This is a genomic window from Duganella sacchari (genome assembly GCF_900143065.1).
GTDB lineage: Bacteria > Pseudomonadota > Gammaproteobacteria > Burkholderiales > Burkholderiaceae_D > Rugamonas > Rugamonas sacchari.
In genome coordinates this window covers 316299-333622 of record NZ_FRCX01000002.1, presented here as the reverse complement: position 1 = coordinate 333622, position 17324 = coordinate 316299, and the positions used below count along the sequence as shown (strand labels likewise).

The 17324-nt window shown below is 63.4% G+C and carries 18 protein-coding genes; 11 read left to right on the top strand and 7 right to left on the bottom strand.

The window, feature by feature from the left end:
• Positions 1-39: 39 nt before the first annotated feature.
• The 8 genes from BUA36_RS05345 (at position 40) to BUA36_RS05310 (ending at position 6163) form a co-directional block, all read left to right on the top strand.
• Positions 40-483, top strand: coding sequence for a GyrI-like domain-containing protein (locus BUA36_RS05345; RefSeq protein WP_072782037.1), 444 nt, complete (start codon positions 40-42; stop codon positions 481-483).
• 41 nt (positions 484-524) lie between these two features.
• On the top strand, positions 525-1172 hold the full coding sequence (locus tag BUA36_RS05340; RefSeq protein WP_072782036.1) for a DUF6434 domain-containing protein: 648 nt from the start codon (positions 525-527) through the stop codon (positions 1170-1172).
• Between the two features lie 110 nt (positions 1173-1282).
• Positions 1283-2023, top strand: a complete 741-nt coding sequence (locus BUA36_RS05335; RefSeq protein ID WP_084560002.1) for a 4'-phosphopantetheinyl transferase family protein — start codon at positions 1283-1285, stop codon at positions 2021-2023.
• A gap of 1 nt (position 2024) precedes the next feature.
• On the top strand, positions 2025-2834 hold the full coding sequence (locus tag BUA36_RS05330; protein ID WP_072782034.1) for a thioesterase II family protein: 810 nt from the start codon (positions 2025-2027) through the stop codon (positions 2832-2834).
• Positions 2831-3673, top strand: coding sequence for an ACP S-malonyltransferase (fabD, locus tag BUA36_RS05325; RefSeq protein ID WP_072782033.1), 843 nt, complete (start codon positions 2831-2833; stop codon positions 3671-3673). Before BUA36_RS05330 ends, fabD begins: the two co-directional genes overlap by 4 nt.
• A 53-nt stretch (positions 3674-3726) precedes the next feature.
• A complete protein-coding gene (locus BUA36_RS05320) occupies positions 3727-4386 on the top strand; it encodes an iron-containing redox enzyme family protein (RefSeq protein ID WP_072782031.1) in 660 nt (219 codons plus the stop codon).
• Positions 4383-4826 carry a cupin domain-containing protein gene (locus BUA36_RS05315; protein WP_072782029.1) on the top strand — a complete coding sequence of 148 codons (444 nt, stop codon included), beginning with the start codon at positions 4383-4385 and terminating at the stop codon, positions 4824-4826. Before BUA36_RS05320 ends, BUA36_RS05315 begins: the two co-directional genes overlap by 4 nt.
• Before the next feature lie 20 nt (positions 4827-4846).
• Complete coding sequence (locus BUA36_RS05310; RefSeq protein WP_167544253.1) at positions 4847-6163, top strand: 3-dehydroquinate synthase II domain-containing protein; 1317 nt, start codon at positions 4847-4849, stop codon at positions 6161-6163.
• A gap of 84 nt (positions 6164-6247) precedes the next feature.
• On the opposite strand, the gene BUA36_RS05305 is transcribed toward BUA36_RS05310, so the two are convergent.
• Positions 6248-6556 (bottom strand): hypothetical protein, encoded by a 309-nt coding sequence (locus BUA36_RS05305; RefSeq protein ID WP_072782024.1) that lies wholly within the window; start codon positions 6554-6556, stop codon positions 6248-6250.
• Positions 6557-6761: 205 nt separating this feature from the next.
• Between BUA36_RS05305 and BUA36_RS05300 the strand changes: the two genes are divergently transcribed.
• Positions 6762-7583 (top strand): PLP-dependent cysteine synthase family protein, encoded by an 822-nt coding sequence (locus BUA36_RS05300; RefSeq protein WP_229255610.1) that lies wholly within the window; start codon positions 6762-6764, stop codon positions 7581-7583.
• A 5-nt stretch (positions 7584-7588) separates the two neighbouring features.
• Here the strand turns inward: BUA36_RS05300 and BUA36_RS05295 are convergent, their stop codons facing one another.
• The gene (locus BUA36_RS05295; protein WP_072782021.1) at positions 7589-7834 is read right to left on the bottom strand and encodes a hypothetical protein; all 246 of its coding nucleotides are present in this window, start codon (positions 7832-7834) and stop codon (positions 7589-7591) included.
• 244 nt (positions 7835-8078) lie between these two features.
• On the opposite strand from BUA36_RS05295, the gene BUA36_RS05290 reads away from it, so the two are divergent.
• Positions 8079-9476, top strand: a complete 1398-nt coding sequence (locus tag BUA36_RS05290) for a hypothetical protein (protein WP_072782019.1) — start codon at positions 8079-8081, stop codon at positions 9474-9476.
• A 4-nt stretch (positions 9477-9480) separates the two neighbouring features.
• On the opposite strand, the gene BUA36_RS05285 is transcribed toward BUA36_RS05290, so the two are convergent.
• From BUA36_RS05285 to BUA36_RS05265, 5 genes are read right to left on the bottom strand one after another with little or no spacing between them, the layout of a single operon-like run.
• Positions 9481-10509, bottom strand: coding sequence for an ABC transporter substrate-binding protein (locus BUA36_RS05285; protein WP_072782017.1), 1029 nt, complete (start codon positions 10507-10509; stop codon positions 9481-9483).
• Positions 10506-12347, bottom strand: a complete 1842-nt coding sequence (locus tag BUA36_RS05280) for an SLC13 family permease (RefSeq protein WP_072782015.1) — start codon at positions 12345-12347, stop codon at positions 10506-10508. Before BUA36_RS05280 ends, BUA36_RS05285 begins: the two co-directional genes overlap by 4 nt.
• Positions 12344-13636, bottom strand: a complete 1293-nt coding sequence (locus tag BUA36_RS05275) for a TAXI family TRAP transporter solute-binding subunit (RefSeq protein WP_072782012.1) — start codon at positions 13634-13636, stop codon at positions 12344-12346. The genes BUA36_RS05280 and BUA36_RS05275 overlap by 4 nt, the downstream gene beginning before the upstream one ends.
• A gap of 17 nt (positions 13637-13653) precedes the next feature.
• The gene (locus tag BUA36_RS05270; protein ID WP_139260356.1) at positions 13654-14466 is read right to left on the bottom strand and encodes a substrate-binding domain-containing protein; all 813 of its coding nucleotides are present in this window, start codon (positions 14464-14466) and stop codon (positions 13654-13656) included.
• On the bottom strand, positions 14459-15226 hold the full coding sequence (locus BUA36_RS05265) for a substrate-binding domain-containing protein (protein WP_072782007.1): 768 nt from the start codon (positions 15224-15226) through the stop codon (positions 14459-14461). The genes BUA36_RS05270 and BUA36_RS05265 overlap by 8 nt, the downstream gene beginning before the upstream one ends.
• Before the next feature lie 682 nt (positions 15227-15908).
• Between BUA36_RS05265 and BUA36_RS05260 the strand changes: the two genes are divergently transcribed.
• Positions 15909-17282: an MFS transporter gene (locus BUA36_RS05260; protein WP_084560000.1), complete on the top strand. Its 1374-nt coding sequence runs from the start codon at positions 15909-15911 to the stop codon at positions 17280-17282.
• The last annotated feature ends 42 nt before the right edge of the window (positions 17283-17324 follow it).

Here is a 17324-nt window from a genome sequence, read left to right as displayed (position 1 = left end):
GCCTTATTATTCACATTGTTTTTTATGTAAGGAGTAAAAATGACTATGCATTACGACCTGGTGACGATGGAGCCTGTGACCATCGCCGGCATTACCCTGCGCACCGATAACAGCGAAGCGGGCATGCAAAAGATCCAGCAGCACTGGGGCCAGTTCTTCCAGCAGGGCGTCACCGCCAAGGTGGCGCGCGCTGTCGATCCGGCGATCTACGAAGCGTATTTCGACTACGAGAGCGACGCCAACGGCGCCTACACGCTGATGCTGGGTAACCGCGTGCCATCGGGCGAAGACGTGCCGGCCGGCCTGCACCAGGTAACGCTGCCAGCGGCCACCTACGCCAAGTTCACGATCGACGATCCGCGCGCGATCCGCCAGGCCTGGGAACATATCTGGAGCCGCGCAGACCTGCAGCGCACCTACAGCGGCGATTTCGAAGTGATCGGCGAGAAAAGCGCCGACATCTACGTGGCGGTACAACAGTGAACCAGCCGCGCCCGCAACGACAGCCGGCCAGGAAAACCGGCATGCTGAAAGTCCATCCTGACCGTCCCGCGCTTGCCGAGGACATGGCGCCGGATGCACTGGACCGCTATTACTGGTATATGGCGGAACTGGTGGCGTACTGCCGCGAGGCGGGCCTGCCGTCCAGTGGCCAGAAGCATGAGGTGGTCGAGCGGGTGCGCGCGCATCTGGCGGAGCGGCCGCAACCGTCCAGCAAGCCCCGCGCCGCACGCCAGGTCAAGGCGCCGGCGCGCAGCCTGCCGCCGGGCGGGCCGCGCAAGCTGGCGCTCGACCAGCCTGTCGGCCCGGATTACAAGTGCGACGCCGAGACGCGTGCGTTCTTCGAGTCCGAGATCGGTCCGCACTTTCATTTCACCGCCCACTTGCAGCGCTACCGCCGCAATCACGTAGGCGCACCGCTGACTTACGGCGATCTGGCGCGCGAATGGGTGGCGGAATTTGAACGCCGCAAGGACAAGAACTACAAGTCGACCTTGATGCACACGTGGGAGTACAACAACTTCGTGCGCGCCTACCTGGCCGACAAGCCGCGTAATGCGGGCAAGACCATGAAGGATGCGGCGGCGGCGTGGAATGCCGTGCGCCAGTCCTGTGGTCCGCGCGACTACGCCAGCAGCATCGCCCGCGCTTCACCGGAAGTGGAAAGCTGATCCCTGGCGCCGCTGAGGCGGCGCCACACCTGAACTGATTTTTTTCACGGTGCGGCCGCGCCGGGGGAGCACTCATCCCTGCATCTGCCGCCAACAAGGAAAACGCCACGATGCACAGCATGCCGTACGCGCCAGCCCGACGACCGCCAGCAGGTGAACTGCACGCCTGGATGGTGCAGCTTGACGACTGCCTGGCGACCGACGACGACTGCCTGGAAGTGCTCGACCAGTCCGAGCGTGCCCGTGCCGGACGCTTTGCCTTTGCGCCGCTGCGCCGCCGTTATCTGGCGGCGCATGCCGCCTTGCGCGGAATCCTGGGCCACACGCTGGGCCTGGCGCCGGAGCAGGTGGCCTTGAGCAGTGACGCCAACGGCAAGCCGCGCCTGGCCGATGGCATGCCGCCGCTGTCATTCAATCTCTCGCATTCGCATGGCATGGCGGTGGTGGCGCTGGCCCCGCAAGGTGAAATCGGCATCGACATCGAATGCTGCGCGCCGCTGCCCTTGCTGCTGCCGCTGGTGCGGCGCCACTTCAGCGTGCAGGAAAAGCACGCCTTCTGGACGCTGGATGAAAACCAGCGTCTGGCCGGGTTCTACCGCTGGTGGACCGGCAAGGAAGCCTGCCTGAAGGCGCTCGGTGTTGGCCTGAGCAGCCCGCTCGATGGCTTCAGCATTGAATTCCGGCCCGGCTACGCGCTACGCATGCTGGAAGCGCCGGCGCCGATGGCGTCGATGCAGCTGCTGCCGCTGCACTTGCAACAACCTGGCTGGTGCGGCGCGGTCGCACTGGCAGACACACAACCACCGGTGCTGCGCATGCGGCACTGGTCCTGGCATGGATGGAGGATGTGAGATGTTTGAACTGCAAACCCCGGCTGCCCAATCGCCCGTACGGACGGTCCGCCCAAGGTCGCCCTGGATCGGCGCACAAACCCACGCGCCGCAGGCCCGCCTGCGCCTGATCGCGTTTCATCACGCAGGCGGCAATGCCGGTTTTTTTGTGCCGTGGGTGCGCTACTTCCAGGCCATGGACTGGATCGAATTTGTCGCAGTCCAGCTGCCGGGACGCGGTCGCCGCCTCGGCGAAGCGCCATACGACAGCCTTGAACCGCTGATGGCGGCGGTGCAGCAGGGCCTCGAGCCATTGCTGGACCGGCCGTATGTGCTGTTCGGTTTCAGCATGGGCGCGATCCTGGCGTTTGAGCTGGCGTTGCGCCAGCAGCAGGCGCAGCACCGCCGTCCTGCCGCCCTGATCCTGGCTGGACGCGGTGCGCCGCGCACCCAGCCACCGGCGGTGCAGCGTGGCGCCTTTTCGCGCGAAAAAATCCTGCGCGAGCTGGAGCGGCTGGGCGGCACCGACCCCGCATTACTGGCCGACGGGCCGTTCATGGAAGTATTCATGCGTACCTTCCAGGCAGATTTCATGGTGGCCGACGGCCACCACTGCCCACAAGCGCAGACGCTGCAATGCCCGCTGCATGTCTGGGGCGGCGCTGATGATCCCGAGGTGCCGATCGAACGGATCTACCGCTGGGACGCTTTCTCCGGACAGGGATTCGCGGGACGGCTGTTCCCCGGCGATCACTTCTTCCTCAAAAGCGCCCACGCGGCAGCCATGGACAACCTGATGGAAATTCTTGAAAAAGCAAGGAGAGTGCAATGATGACATTGATGTTCCCCGGTCAGGGGGCGCAGCACAAGGGCATGGGCAGCGCGGTATTCAGCCAGTTTCCCGAGCAGATGCGCCAGGCGCAGGAGATCCTTGGCTACGACCTGGCGGCGGTCTGCGCGGAAGGTGGTCCGAAGCTGAACGACACGGCCTATACCCAGCCCGCGCTGTACACGGTATCGGCGCTGATGCATATGGACCTGGTGCGCCGCAGCGGCATCCGGGCCGACTACGTCATCGGCCACAGCCTCGGTGAATACAACGCCATGCTGGCTGCGGGCGTGATCGACTTCGCCACCGGCCTGGCGCTGGTGCAGAAGCGCGGCGAGTTGATGGCGCGCCAGAACGGCAAGGGCGGCATGTTCGCCGTGCTGGACCCGGACCGCGCCGTGCTCGATGGAGTCGCGGCGGAACTGGGCGGCGACTTCTCGATCGCCAATGACAATGCGCCGAACCAGGTGGTGTGCGCGGGCGGGACGGCCGCACTGGAGGCGGCCAGCCGCCAGATCACGGCCCGCCAGGGCGGCAAGGTGGTGCCGCTCAAGGTCAGCGGCGCCTTCCACACCCAGCACATGGCGGCGGCAGCCGACGAGTTCCGCGCCTTCTGCGCCCAGCAAAGCTATCGCAAGCCCGCCATGCCGGTGATGTCCAACCAGTCGGCCCAGCCGCACGACGGCGCGGACTGGCCGGCACGCCTGTCGGCCCACCTGACGCACCCGGTGCGCTGGCGGCAAAGCCTGGCCTACCTGGCCGCCCAGGGGCCGATGCTGTTCCAGGAAGTCGGTCCCGGCGCCGTGCTGACCGGGCTGGCCAAGGCCAATCTGCAGTCCTGATTATTCTTGATTATTCCTGACTATTCCAAGATCCCGACAAGGAGAACAACACCATGTATCAACGCATCACTGAAGAGTATGTGGAACGTCTGCGCAGCCATCCGTTCGTGCAGCGCTGCCGGGACGGCAGCATCACCGACCGTGAGCTGAATATCTTCCTGACCCAGCACGCCAAATACAGCGCCTACTTCACACGCTACCTGTGCGCGCTGATCGCCAATCTGCACGATGCGGGCGATGTCATGCGGCTGGCGGAAAACCTGGCCGAAGAACTGGGCTTCGGCGAAGAGGGAGGCGAGCCGCATGCGCGCATCTTTGCCCGCATGATCGAACAGTTTGGCATCGACCTGCAACAGGCGCCGCTGTTTGACAGCACCCAAAAGCTGATCAGCACCACCTTCCACTACTGCAAACAGCCCGACCCGGCGTATGGCCTGGGCGCGCTGTGCCTGGGTGCGGAAGCCATCGTGCCGGCGCTGTACAGCGACATCATCTCCGGTTTCGAAGCCAATGGCATCGCACCGGAGCGCCTGCATTTTTTCCGCATCCACGTGGAATGCGACGACGACCACGCCGACACCATGCGCGAGATTTTGCAACGTCTGCAGCAGGACAATCCACAGGGCGAAGAACGCATGCTGGAAGGCGCGCAGGCCATGATCGCGGCGCGCCTGGCGTTCTTTGACGGCGTCATGGAAGGAGCGCGCCAATGACCCAGCATTCCTCCCGCGATTTCGGCCGCGTGCCATCGCAGCTGCAGGCCGAGGTGCCGGAGCGCCTGGTGCATGTGGATGTCATGGGCCGCCACGGCGACGATGACGCAGACTTCTCGCGTGACCGCCAGCACGCGGTGCACATCGTCGATCTGCCGTCGAAAGTCATCAGCATGACCATCGGCGGCCTGACGCCGGGCCAGCAGACCCGCCGCCACCGCCACAACTACGAAACCCTGATCTACGTGCTGGAAGGCCAGGGCATGTCGGTCATCGGCGACCGCGAGGTGCGCTGGCAGCGTGGCGATGCGTTCTATGTGCCAGTGTGGGCCTGGCATCAGCACATCAATCTGAGCGAAAGCGAAAGCGCCAGCTACCTGGCTTGCGAAAACGCGCCGCATTTGCAAAACCTGGGCATCGCACTGCGCGAAGAAGCCTGAACATCATGGGAAAGAACGACATGTTAGAGTTAGCCGAAAAAATCGACAGCGCCGCGCCCGTCTACACCGAGGCAGCAGTGCAGCCAGCCGTCGCCGACAGTACGCCGGTGCTGGGCGCGGGCGAAACGCAATGGTGGTTCGACGCGCGCCAGGCCGGCAAGACCATCCTGCCAGCGGTGGAAGCCAGCAACTGCACCCACATCGTGCTGGATCACGGCCAGCACCGCAGCTTCGCCACCCGCAAGCAGAAGGTGGTCTCGGTCGATACCGCGTCGCAGCTCAAGGACCTGGAAGCGGGCGCCTGGGTGCTGACGCGCGATGACGCCGTGCGCCGCAAGGCGGTGGCGGCGGGCCACAAGGCCGGCCTGTTCATCAACGTGGTGGACCTGCAGGCGGAATTCCCTTATTGCATATCGGTCTGCGAACGCGGCGACGATTTCGTGGTCATCGATATCGCGCACGCCACCTACATCCCGTACGAACTGCTGCTGGCCAAAACCGAAGGCAAATCGACCATGATCTTCCGTAACGTGCCGATCAAGGGTCTGGACGGCGTGGTCGATGATGTCAACCAGTCGCTCAACGCGTTTGCCACCATGGAGCACGGCATCGGCGTGGTGATGCGCACCGAGCAGCCGGAAGTCATCGCCAGCCTGACGCAGGGCCTGGCGCGGCGCCAGGACAGCGCGCTGAAACTCGTGAAGGCGCGTGTCGAACAAGTGCAGCATACGGGCCTTGGGCACCGCGTCTGCGTCGATACCACCTCGCTCATGAGCGCGGAAGAGGGCATGATCGTCGGTTCAACCGGCTGGGGCGGACTGTTCGTGTGTTCGGAAACCCACTACCTGCCGCATATGAACCTGCGCGAATTCCGCGTCAACGCCGGCGGTGTGCACTCCTACATCTGGGGACCGGACGACAATGTGATGTATCTGAGCGAGATGCAGGCCGGCGCCGAAGTGCTGTGCGTGGATCTGCATGGCAATTCGCGCGTCATCACGGTGGGCCGCGCCAAGATCGAGCGCCGTCCTTTGCTGAAGATACGCTGCAGCGTGGCGCTCGATGAGGTATCGCCGGAACTGCGCGCGGCAGTGGAAAACGCCAACGCGGCAGCGCGCGACGTCACGCCCGACCACGAAACCACGCCGCTCGAAGATCCGAACCGCATCTACCTCAACACCTTCCTGCAAAACGACTGGCACGTGCGGCTGATGGGCGGTGACGGCAAGATCCGCCACGCCACGCTGGTGCAGCCGGGCGACACGCTGCTGGCGCACGTGGCACTGCCGGGCCGTCATACGGGTCTGAAAGTGGCGGAGCACATCATCGAGAAATAAAACGGGCAACGCGGACAAGGGCGCTTGTCCGCACATTTTTATCGTAACGCGCTGCGTTTTTCCCTCCTGTGTTTTGGCAGCGTGTTACGTTTTTTGACGCCTCAGGGCCGTCAACTCTTCCAGCAGCAAGGCGTTTTCCCGCCGCAGCAACTCCACCGTTTTATGTGCCTTATCCAGCTCGGCGATGAGCCGGCGTGGCGATCCATCGTCCGGAATTTCCTGTGACGCGTTACGGGAAATGACGATGGCCGTCTTCTCTTCGCGCTTGCGGTCGCGGTAGGCTTTTTGTCGTTCGGCACTGCTCATGGCATTGCCGGTGGTGGGGCGTCCGCGGCCGCGCTTGGCGCCGGGCATCGCGAGTTCCAGAGTTTTGTTGTCGGCCGCTTGCTTCATGAGTCCCTTGACTGGTCTGTTCAATTACAGTGACGCGTTACGTTAATACTATCGTACTTATGGAAAGAAGGAAACATCTATATCATTAGTACAAATTTGCATAACGCTAGGAGCCCATGTGGTGTCACAAGTGAAGGATTCCGTTCTGGAGGCAATTGGAAACACTCCTGTCGTTAGATTGTCCCGGGTTTTTCGTCATGCCCACGTGGTTGCCAAGCTGGAGTACATGAATCCGGGCGGCAGTATCAAGGACCGCATGGTGCGGCACATGCTGCAACGCATGCCGCAGGGTACGGAGCGCGTGGTGGAAGGATCGTCCGGCAACACGGGCGCCGCCCTGGCGATGGCCAGCGCCGTGCTCGGCCTCGATTGCGAAGTGACCATCCCCGACACCACCAGCACGGAAAAGGTCAAGCGCATAGAAGCGTATGGCGCGCGCGTCCACCGCTGCGCGACCAGCGCGCCGGCCGAGGATTATGCCAGCGCCGCCAGGCGCATCGCGCAGGAGCAGGAGGCGCATTACCTCGACCAGTACTGTTCCCGCCTTAACAGCGAAGCCCACTACACCGATACCGGACCGGAGCTGTGGCAGCAGCTGGCCGGAGAAATCGACGTGTTCGTGTGTGGCATCGGTTCGGGCGGCACCATCTCCGGGATCGGCCGCTACCTCAAGGAGCGCGATCCCCATATCAAGGTCATTGGCGTCGAACCGCTGCATTCGGCCTATCGCAAACAGGTCACGGACCGGCCGGCGAACGGCAATTTCCAGACGGTGATTGAAGGCCTGGGCAAGTCTCGTCCCTCCGTCAGTTTTGATCCGGCCGTGGTCGATGACGTGGTTCAGGTGCCGGACCAGCAAGCGCTGCTCTGGCTTGAGCGCCTGGCACAGGAAGAGGGCATCCTGGCCGGCGGCTCCAGCGCTTGCGTGGCGGCCGGTATCGCGCAACTGCTGCCGCATTATCCTCAGCAGCGGATTGCCACCGTGTTCCCCGACTCGGGCATGTTCTACCTGTCGAAGTACTTCTAGCCAGGCTACAGCCCGTGTTCCAGCACAATGGTAGCGCCTTCGGTGCCGACGGCGGCATGGGGGCCGCCATCGATGCCGAAGTACACCACACTTAACTGCTTGAGATGGCCCACCGCCGGGTCGCCGCCCATCGATTCATTGGAGATCTCGATGTGGCGGTTATTTCCCTCCACCTTGTCCTGAATCTGTTTGGTGACGTCGGCGTAGTGCCCCGGTATGCCATAACTGGCTGTGATGATTCTGAGTGTCATTGTGGTTTCCTTCCATGGTCGCGCACTTGAAAACCTGGCATTGCCGCGACAGTGCAGCGTCAGGCGTACCGGCGGCTGCCGGTGCAAACCAGATTAGCGTCGGCGCCGCCGCCGTTGCTGACCAATCCTGACCCGCCGCGCGGGCGCCGTCAGCTTGTGTCAGCGAGTGGCACAATCGCCGCCGCAGAATCCAATGGAGCCGGCGCATGCGGCGCCGGACGCCATTTGACCTGGGAGGTGGACCATGAAATTCCTGTTCTGCGTGTTGCTGAGCGTACTGACGCTGGGCAGCGCCCATGCCACGGACGAAGCGGTCTGTCCGGCGCGTGGGGGCAGCCAGCAGTCGGCCCCGATTGACGCCGCGATTGCCCGGCTGGACAACGCGCGGGTTGCCTTGCCGTCGCCCAGCCTGGCCAGCGGCACCTTGAGCTACCTGACGATTTATCCCAACTTTGCCGAGCGGCTGGACCGCATCTGCGTGCTGGGCTACTTTGAATTGCGGCGCGGCGCGCAGGTGCTGTCGCTGCCGTTCACGGTGGACAGCGTGGAGGTGGTCAAACTGCCCAGCCAGAGTGCGCCGGAGCAGACGCAGGCCAATACCCGCATCTTCTTCCGCGTGCCGTCGATTGCCGATTTCGACAACCAGACCGAAGCGCAGCGGTTCTGGCGCTTCTGGGACCGCGACCAGACCCTGCACCTCAAGATTGCCGCGTTTGCCTATGCCGACGAGGTGCGCGGCGAGCCATACTTTGGCCGCGACCTGCCGCTGACGGTGTCCGGCAAAGGCGGCAGCGTGGTGGCGGCGCTGCTGTTTGCCGTGTTCTTTTACCTGCTGGCCGCAGCCGCGATTCCCACTGGCGCGCGCAGCATCAACGCCGATGGCAAGCCCGGGCGCCGCTGGCGTGGCGGCGCGGGCCGGCTGCTGCCGTGGAATATCACCGGCGCCAACGGCCAGGCCAGCCTGTCGCAATTGCAGATGCTGATGTTTACGCTGATCGTCGCCACCCTGCTGTTTTACCAGTGGCTGCGCACGGGACTGCTGCAGGAGCTGTCAACCGATCTGCTGTACCTGATCGGCATATCCACGGCGGGCACGGCGGCCAGCCAGGTCGCCACCAACATCCGCAAGGATCTCGACCCGCTCATCTACCAGTATGTGCAGCAGCTGGGCTGGTTCACCGCGCCCATTGCCGAGATCCAGGGCAAAGGCCGACCCAGCGGGCTGCTGCTCACCAACAAGCGCTTCGACATCTACAAATTCCAGATGCTGGTGTTCACCTTTGTGATTGCCGCCTACGTGATCGCCAGCGGCGCCAATGAACTGGGCAATATCCAGATTTCCGCCACGCTGCTGACGTTGATGGGCATGAGCCAGGGCGCGTATGTGGGTGGCCGGGCGGCGGCCGACCAGCTCTCGCCGCTGCAGGACCAGCTGCGCGGCATGCAGAACCTGCAGCAGCGCTACCGCGACAATGCCGACCCAAATGTGGCGCTGGAATTGCGCCGCCAGTTCCAGCTGGCGGCGGCGCAGGCGGGCGCCACGTTTGGCGTGATCTACAACCGGGTGCTGCCATCGCATATGCTGGACATGCCGGTGGATGCGCTGGCCGCACTGGCACCGTCGGCCCCACCGGCCACCTGACGCGTCAGCGGCGGAACTGGTTGCCGGTACGCGCCGCCGCCTCGTACACCATGGGCAGGGAAAAATGGCGTGCCCGCATCCGCGTACCGTTCATGGTGACAATGAACTGGCTCGAGGCGACGATGGGCAGCGTGGCGGGATCGCGGTGCTCCAGCGCGATCTGCAGCGCGCGCCGGCCGGCCACTTCACCCTGTTCGTAGGGGGAACTGCCGATCGCCAGCATGCCGCCGTCTTCGGTATAAAAGCCGTTGAAGCAAATCACCGGCACGGCGGCATTGGCCTCGGTCCACGCCACCACCTCTGACGCCGGCACCAGCGCGGGATCGGTGGCGGAGCGGCGCAAGGTGCGGTAGCCGCTGACCAGCACCACGTCGTGCTCGGCGGCCAGCGCCTTGACGCCGGCCTGCCATGCGGGCCAGGTATCGACCAGCAGCACCTTGCCCAGCACCAGCGGGTCCCAGCGATAGTGTTGTACCTGGCTGGCATCGCCGTCCACAGTCTCGGACTGGTCGCCCAGGAAGGCGACGCGGATCGGATGCGGCAAGGCCTTGAAATCGGCGGCGCTGCGCAAGGCTTCGCGCATGGCGTCGAGCGGTATGCGTTCCAGCACGCCGGTCACATTGGACGCGTGCACATAGCCATAATCGGCCGCCTCGCGGTTGACGCCGGCGAAAACGATTTTGATGCGCTTGTCGTTGACGAAATAGCGCGCCGCGAATTCCTGCGCATCGTCGTCAATGGCAATCACCACGTCCGGACGCATGGCGGCAATCACGTTGCGGGCGGCGATCCCCGCGCTGGTCTTGAAATCGGCCGAGGGATGGCGCTTGGTGTCCATGTAATACCAGCGTACCTGGTACAGGTATTTGCGGTCGAATACACGGTTGAGGCCGAGGTTGACATCGCGCACCCAGGCATAGTCCGGCGCATAACTATGCAGTACCAGGATGCTGGGCTTGTGGATGTTGTACCAGCCGAACAGCAGCAGTGCGCCGCACATGAACAGGCCCAGCATGAGTTTTTCAGGTTTCATCGTATCCCCAGCATTTTCCAGTATGGGAAGGCGGCGTAGACGGCCAGCAGTCGCGCCAGGTTGAGCACAGCATTGAGCAGCAAAAAGCGGGTGTCGTCGTAAAACGGCTGTTCGCGGTTCATCTGCTGCATGGGCAGGTAATAGCTGCACTGGTAGGGAAACCACCAGATTTCGGAAAACATCAGGATGATGAAGCCCACCAGCCATTCGTTGACGCCGTTGACCTGCGCCAGCGGCATCAGCACGGTGGCCAGGATCACGGCCGTGGCATTGATGGGCGCCGCCAGCCGGATGACATTGATGACCACGAACAGCAGCAGCACAAACCAGCCGAAATGGTCGCGCATATTGATGCCAAGGTTGGGCAGATGGGTGGCCAGCTCACGGTCCAGTCCCAGATGATTGAAGGCTGCGACGATGCCGGTAATCCCGCTCAAATACAGCAGAAAGGTCCAGTCCACCTTTTCCTTGAGTTCCTGCTTGCCCAGCGTGCCGCACAACAGCAGCCCGAACAGCATGGTGAAGCCGAGCCACGGCGCCTGCACCTTGTGCAACGCGCCCGTGACGATGCCGACCACCATGAACACCGTGCCCAGCAGGGCCGCCTTTTCGCGGTTGGTGAGGGGACCCAGCAGATTGCACTGCTCGTCCAGGCGCGCCCGCGGCAGATGCGGCATTTCCACGTTGCGGCAACCGAACGCGGCTGCTGCAGCTTGGGCCAGCAGCAACACGGCGCCCGATACCAGCGCGGCCTGAAGCCAGCCCATCCATTGAAAATGGTCCTGGCCCTGCGGCGACAGCAGGCCGAACACCGCGAAGTTGACCGATTTACTCGTGATGAAAATTGCAGAAAACAGGGTGCCGCCGCCAAAACAGCTGATGGCCAGCCGGGTTGCCGCCGCGCCCGGCTGGCGCAGGCGCAGGTTGTCCACCATGTCGGCATAAAACGGCGCCAGCAGCGCGATGCGGCCGTTGGCCGTGGGAATAATCGGCGTCAGCAGCAAACCGGTGGCGAACAGGCCGGCGTTGTGCCAGCCCTGGTGGTTGGGCAGGCGCCGCAGCAACAGCAGCATGGCGCGGTAACTGAGGCCCGAACTGACCACCACCGTGCCCAGCGCGAGCGTGCTGAGCGCCATCAGGAAACCATCGGAGGCAAAGCCGGACAGGATCACCGGCACCGGCACCAGCCCGGTCAGCAAAGTCGCCATCAATGCAAACAGCGCGGGAATGTAGTCGTCCACCAGATTGCAGATCCACATGGCGACGGTGGCGGAGAAAATGGCCAGGAAGATCACGCCGCCGCGCTCGATGCCCAGCCTGTCGCCGAACGCCAGCACCAGCAGGGGCAGGGTGGTGACCAGCAGCCAGCCCGGTGCGGCGTGGCGCCGGTAGCCGCTGCGCGGTACCGGAGTTTTGGGCGGCCGCGTCACGGTTTCTCCGGCCAGATGGCTGGTCAGCGAGAACAGCAGATCGGTTTGTAGCCGGGGATTGGCCTCGACCAGCGCCTGGATGGCGGCGCGTGGCAGGCACAGCACGGTCACGTCTTCCGCCGCCACCGCGCTGGTCAGGTACGCATGGGCGTTGGACGCAGCCTCTTCGCCGAAGCGGCCGGCGCTGACCGCGCGCCGGCTACCGCGCGGCGATACCAGGATAACCGCGCCCGCCACCAGCAGGTAGCAGCAATCGGCGGCCGAGCCAGCCGCGTAGATGCGCGCGCCGGCCCGGAACTGGCGCCGGCTCACCTGCGCAAGCAGCCGCGCCAGGCTGGGTCGGCTGGCGCGGCCAATCAGGCTGTCGGCGAGCAGGCGGGCGGCATCTTCCTCGTTGAGCGCATTCATACCTCATCTCCCTGGGCCTGGCGCAGGCTGTCGAGCCGCTGGCTGATGGCAGCGATGGCCGGCAGCGCATGGTCATCGCCGGCCGCAAGTGCCCTGATGCTCGCCAGCCGTGCGTGGAATTCGCTGAGCACCTGCGCGCTGAGCGTGCCATGCAGCAGGCGGTCATCGACGGCAGCATCCAGCTCCGTGACCTGCGCCACGCAATCGGGCGAGCCATCGTCCGCCGGTACGGATTTAAACCACTTGACGACGACCAGCCCGGCCGAGAACACCGACATGCTCAGCCCGATTGCCGCCTTCAGCTGGTCCAGCAGCGCGCGTGACAGCAAGGGCTTGTCACGGTCGATGAAGCGGCGCGTGCCTTCCGAGAGTGCCGAGCTGCCGGCCGACAGGATGGCCGCCTCGTCCAGGTGGATCTGCAGGCGCGACTCCAGCGTGGGGCTGTACAGGCTTTCCAGCAGCTTGACGATGGCCTTGGTATCGACATGGCGGTTGGCCACCAGCAGCAGCTTGATGCCCACAGTCTTGATCGGGCGCGGCGGCACCGGCGGCGCTGCGCTATACATGAACGCACCGATCTCGGCATCCGCAGCCCAGGTATGGCGCAGCGCGAAGGCCGAGGCAAACGGCACTTCCAGCAAGTGATAGCCCTGCTGCTTGACCAGATAGTCAACCACATCCGATGGCGCAAACGAGGTAATGACGATCACGTCCGGCAGCCGCTCGCCATGCTGTTCCAGCAGTTTTTCGGTGGCGATGTTGGACTCCACGTAATCGATGTCTTCGCGCAGGCCGGCAAACGTGAGGATCTGGTGCGCCACCAGCCGGGTGCCGCCCTTGCGGCTGTTGAGGTTGACGCGGTGACCGCGCAAATCGGTAATCGACTCAATCCCGGGACGCGCGAGAAAATGCAGCAGCTCCGGCGCCACGGTGGCCACCTGCACCACATCCTGGCTCGGCAGATCCAGTCCGCCCTGGATAAAGGCCAGGTCCAGCTGATTGGCCGCGACCAGCGCCAGCGCTTCCTGCGAGCCGCCGGTGGGCCGCAGCGTCAGCGTGATGCCGCTGTCCACCGCCACTTGCTGCAAGGCGCGCGCGAGAAAATGCCGGTTGCCGGTGAGGTCGCCGCCTGAAATCGTCAGCGCGTAATTGCGTGGCACCAGTTCAAACAGTGACGCGGCAGCCAGGCCGCAGAGTGCTGGCAGGGCGGCCAGGACCAGCCAGCGCGCCGGGCGGCTGTGTTCGCGCCATCGGCGTATCAGCGTTTGCAGTATCAGGGGCAGGGACATGGGTGGACTCTCCAGGGTTAGCAAACTGCGATCAGGCCCAGGCTGGCGACAATCGCCTGGCCAGCGGCGCTGCGGGCAAAGTGGACGAAGGCCTCACGTTCACCGCCGGCCGCGCCGTGCAGCAGCAGGTGAAAGCCCTGGGTGTAGGGATAGCGCCCGGACAGGACCGTGGCCGTGCTGGCGGTCACGCCATCGACCGGCAGCACAGCCGCCAGTTCCTGCCCGCTGCGCGCATGGCCAGCCTGATAAGCAATCGCGCCCGGCTGCGCTGCGACGGCGGCAGCCAGTGCCGCGTCGTCCGGCGCTTCGCGTGCTTCCGGCGCGAACTCACTACCATCCAGCAGCAGCTGTTCGGTCGACTGGCGCGGCGCGGTGTTACGCGGATGGGCATGCACGATCACCGGCAAGTCCGGACCGCCGAGCGTGCGCCAGTTGATGATGTCGCCGGCCAGCAGGCCACGCACTTGCGCCCGCGTGAGGTTGGTCACAGCCAGGTCGGGATGGGCAATGATGCGGATGTCGCTGCGCGCAATCAGATAGTGGCGCGCGCCGGGACCGTCCTCCGCATCGGACAGCACGCGCGCCATGGCCGCGACATCGATGGCGCGGCGGCTGGCCGCGATATAGGCCGGCAGCGAACCGCCGCGTTCAACGATGGCGTCCAGCGCCGGCCGCTCGCGCTGGAATGCGCGCATCAGCGCCTGCAACAGCGGCAGCATGGCATCGGCGCCGCTGACCAGCAGCGCGTGGCGCGCGGGCTGGCGGCGACGGCTGCATGCAGCCAGCGGCAACGCAGCGCCCAGCATGAGGCAGGCCTCGCGCCTATTCACGGGATTCTCCCCTGGCTGGCGCGGTGGCGGTGCGCGCGGCGTGCGCCATGAAGCGGGTCGCGGCCGGCGATGGCGGGCCCAGTGTCACCAGCATCATCGGCGCGTACAGCGGGTACTGCTGCGGCGATGACTCCGCGGCCAGTCCATCGATCCTGAGTGCTTTCACGCGGGCCGGCAGCACCGCCATTTGCGGCATGAAGGTGATGGCGTCAGGGCGGGCCGCCGCCTGCGCCAGACGCGCCGCCGCCCCCAGCACCTGGCTGGAGGCGGTATATGTGTCCTCGCTGCCCAGCACCAGTTGCCGCCAGCTGATGGAGACACCGCCGGCCGGCGGTCCGACCAGCACCTCGATGCGCCGATCCAGTCCGCCAACCGCGTGCCAGTTGGTGGTCCTGCCGGTAAAGATATTGTTGAGCTGGCGCAGCGTGAGCGCCTGGACCGGATTGGAGGGGTGCACCACCGCCAGGATGGCGTCACGGCGGATGATGGTCGCATGCAGCGGCGCCCCCCGCGCCACCGCCGCGCTGACGATGCTCTCCGACGCGGGACCGCTGGCCATGGCAATGTCGGTGGTGCCGTCGATCAGCGCCTTGAAGCCGCGCGCGCTGCCGCAGCCGCCGTTGATGACAACCCGCACATCGTGCAGCTGCATATAGGCTTCGGCGGCCAGTTGCATATACGGCTGCAGCGTGGTGGAACCGGTCAGCTGGAGCGCTGCTGCAGCCTCCGGAAGGGGCGCGCGCGGGAGTGGGGCGTTCATATCGGTCCATTGCTGTTTGTTGTCAATGGATAAATATTAGGCGGGCAAAAGCACCGCATTCTGACGCTATCTGGCAAGCGGCCGGAGAGAGTAATCGGCGTCACGAAACCACTTCACTACCAGTTATTTCCTTTGGGAATTCCAACGAATTGTCACAAAACTGATTTTTATATTTCAGGCATAAGCTGACCTGTAGATCGGCTATATTCGATACCGTTTTAAGCTTATGTATTATTCAAATTTACTTTTAATATTTCGAAAAAAATATTCAAAATAACGAAATGAAATTTTCTCTAAGAAATTATTTAAATTTGATGACATGATATTCAATCTTAAAAATATACGTTCCTATTCGTCATACTACGCTGCATTCCACACAACATAGCAATCCGCAAGCTTCTGCTCTATGAAAACCTGGGTAACTATTTAATAACAATCCGCTCTGGCGGATCTCTATGTAGTATTTTCATGTCGCTGAGAATAAACATGACTATACAACTTCGTGTTATTTGGAAATTCTAATTTACTAAATGTAATTTTAATAATTAACTTGCGATATTCAAAAGGTTTACAATAAAATATTGTGGTCAGCGTTGCATGATTTCAATAATAAAGATTAAAACAAGTCACTTTTTATCCGCACGAATATCGGCATCCTTTTGGCTATCCGCAAAGGCATTCAATGCAAGTACCAATAGAAGACCAGTTTGGTGTTCAGCCTGTCGTCAGACCAGACCGTCCGGCGTCTGTGCGGCTGACGTTCCTGCTGTTGTGGCTAAGCGAATCGGCGTTTGACCTGGGGTCTACCCTGATCAGTTTTGCTATCGGCGTGTGGATCTATTCCCATACCGGCTCGGTGCAGGACTATTCGCTATCGGTGCTGGCCGCCGCCGTGTCCTCGATGCTGATCATGCCGTTCGCGGGCGCGTTCGTGGACCGCTACAACCGGCAATGGGTCGTGGTCTGCTGCGATCTGGTGTCGATCTTCAGCACCGCAGCCATCGTGCTGGCGCTGTCCGTTGGCCAGATCGGCGTTGAAGTGCTGTATCTCTATACGGCGCTGTCGGCTGCGGTGGCCTCGTTACGGCGCTCTGCGGTGCGCGTGGTAATCAGCAGCTTCGTGCCCAAGGACCGGTTCACCCAGGTCAGCGGGCTGAGTGGCGTCTCGCGCGCTGTGGTACAGGTTGCGGCGCCCAACGCGTCGGGCTTTCTGATGGCGCACCTGGGCCTGCAAGCCGTGATGGGCGTGCATCTCAGCCTGCTGACGGGTGGTGCGCTGCTGGCGTTCAGCGCGCTGTCGAGGGTACGCAATGCCATACGCGGCCGCCAGTCCATGAATCCGCAGCACTCATTCCTAGTCAGCGCCAGAACCAGTTTTCAGGGCGCGATCGACTATCTGAAGGACAGCCCCCTGATGCGCAGCCTGCTGCTGTATGGCGCGCTGGTGCAGTGCCTGCTGGTGCTGGCCACGGTGATGCTCACGCCGCTGGTGCTGTCAACTCACTCGACCGACGTGCTGGGCCTGGTCATGTCAGTCGGCGTGGTGGGCGCGCTCGCCGGTTCGCTGCTGGCTGCCACCTCGATCATCAAGCGCCATCTGATGTTGTGGGTACTGATCTGCGATGCAATCCAGTCCGCTGCCATTCTGGTGGCGGGACTGAGCACGTCGCCTGTGATCTGGTGTGTGGCCGCGTTTGCGTGCCTGTTTGGCGGCAGCGCCTCCGTCGCCTGTTCCGGTGCGCTGTGGATGCGCAAGGCGCCGCTGGCGCAGCAGGGCAGCGTGTTTGCAGTGCTGTCGGCGTCCAACCTGCTGGTCATGAGCCTGGTGCTGCTGATCGGCGGTTATCTGGTCGATGCGGTGCTGGAGCCGGCCTTCGCCGCCGGCGGCGCCTGGACCCATTCGGTCGGCAGCTGGTTCGGCACCGGCAAGGGACGCGGCATCGCCTTCCTTTTCTTTGTCGCCGGCGCCTGTGGCTTTTTGTTGAGCGTTGTGGCTTTGGCCAGTCCCAAGTTGCGGCAGCTGGAAAGCCTGGTACCTGAGCGGTCGGACGATTGACCGCGATTGCGGACGGTCCGGCATCGTCCTTAATTGAACCAC

Coding starts and splice junctions, on each gene's coding strand:
- BUA36_RS05345 (WP_072782037.1), top strand. CDS start 40: ATGACTATGCATTACGACCTGGTGACGATGGAGCCTGTGACCATCGCC.
- BUA36_RS05340 (WP_072782036.1), top strand. CDS start 525: ATGCTGAAAGTCCATCCTGACCGTCCCGCGCTTGCCGAGGACATGGCG.
- BUA36_RS05335 (WP_084560002.1), top strand. CDS start 1,283: ATGCACAGCATGCCGTACGCGCCAGCCCGACGACCGCCAGCAGGTGAA.
- BUA36_RS05330 (WP_072782034.1), top strand. CDS start 2,025: ATGTTTGAACTGCAAACCCCGGCTGCCCAATCGCCCGTACGGACGGTC.
- fabD (WP_072782033.1), top strand. CDS start 2,831: ATGATGACATTGATGTTCCCCGGTCAGGGGGCGCAGCACAAGGGCATG.
- BUA36_RS05320 (WP_072782031.1), top strand. CDS start 3,727: ATGTATCAACGCATCACTGAAGAGTATGTGGAACGTCTGCGCAGCCAT.
- BUA36_RS05315 (WP_072782029.1), top strand. CDS start 4,383: ATGACCCAGCATTCCTCCCGCGATTTCGGCCGCGTGCCATCGCAGCTG.
- BUA36_RS05310 (WP_167544253.1), top strand. CDS start 4,847: ATGTTAGAGTTAGCCGAAAAAATCGACAGCGCCGCGCCCGTCTACACC.
- BUA36_RS05305 (WP_072782024.1), bottom strand. CDS start 6,556: ATGAAGCAAGCGGCCGACAACAAAACTCTGGAACTCGCGATGCCCGGC.
- BUA36_RS05295 (WP_072782021.1), bottom strand. CDS start 7,834: ATGACACTCAGAATCATCACAGCCAGTTATGGCATACCGGGGCACTAC.
- BUA36_RS05290 (WP_072782019.1), top strand. CDS start 8,079: ATGAAATTCCTGTTCTGCGTGTTGCTGAGCGTACTGACGCTGGGCAGC.
- BUA36_RS05285 (WP_072782017.1), bottom strand. CDS start 10,509: ATGAAACCTGAAAAACTCATGCTGGGCCTGTTCATGTGCGGCGCACTG.
- BUA36_RS05280 (WP_072782015.1), bottom strand. CDS start 12,347: ATGAATGCGCTCAACGAGGAAGATGCCGCCCGCCTGCTCGCCGACAGC.
- BUA36_RS05275 (WP_072782012.1), bottom strand. CDS start 13,636: ATGTCCCTGCCCCTGATACTGCAAACGCTGATACGCCGATGGCGCGAA.
- BUA36_RS05265 (WP_072782007.1), bottom strand. CDS start 15,226: ATGAACGCCCCACTCCCGCGCGCGCCCCTTCCGGAGGCTGCAGCAGCG.
- BUA36_RS05260 (WP_084560000.1), top strand. CDS start 15,909: ATGCAAGTACCAATAGAAGACCAGTTTGGTGTTCAGCCTGTCGTCAGA.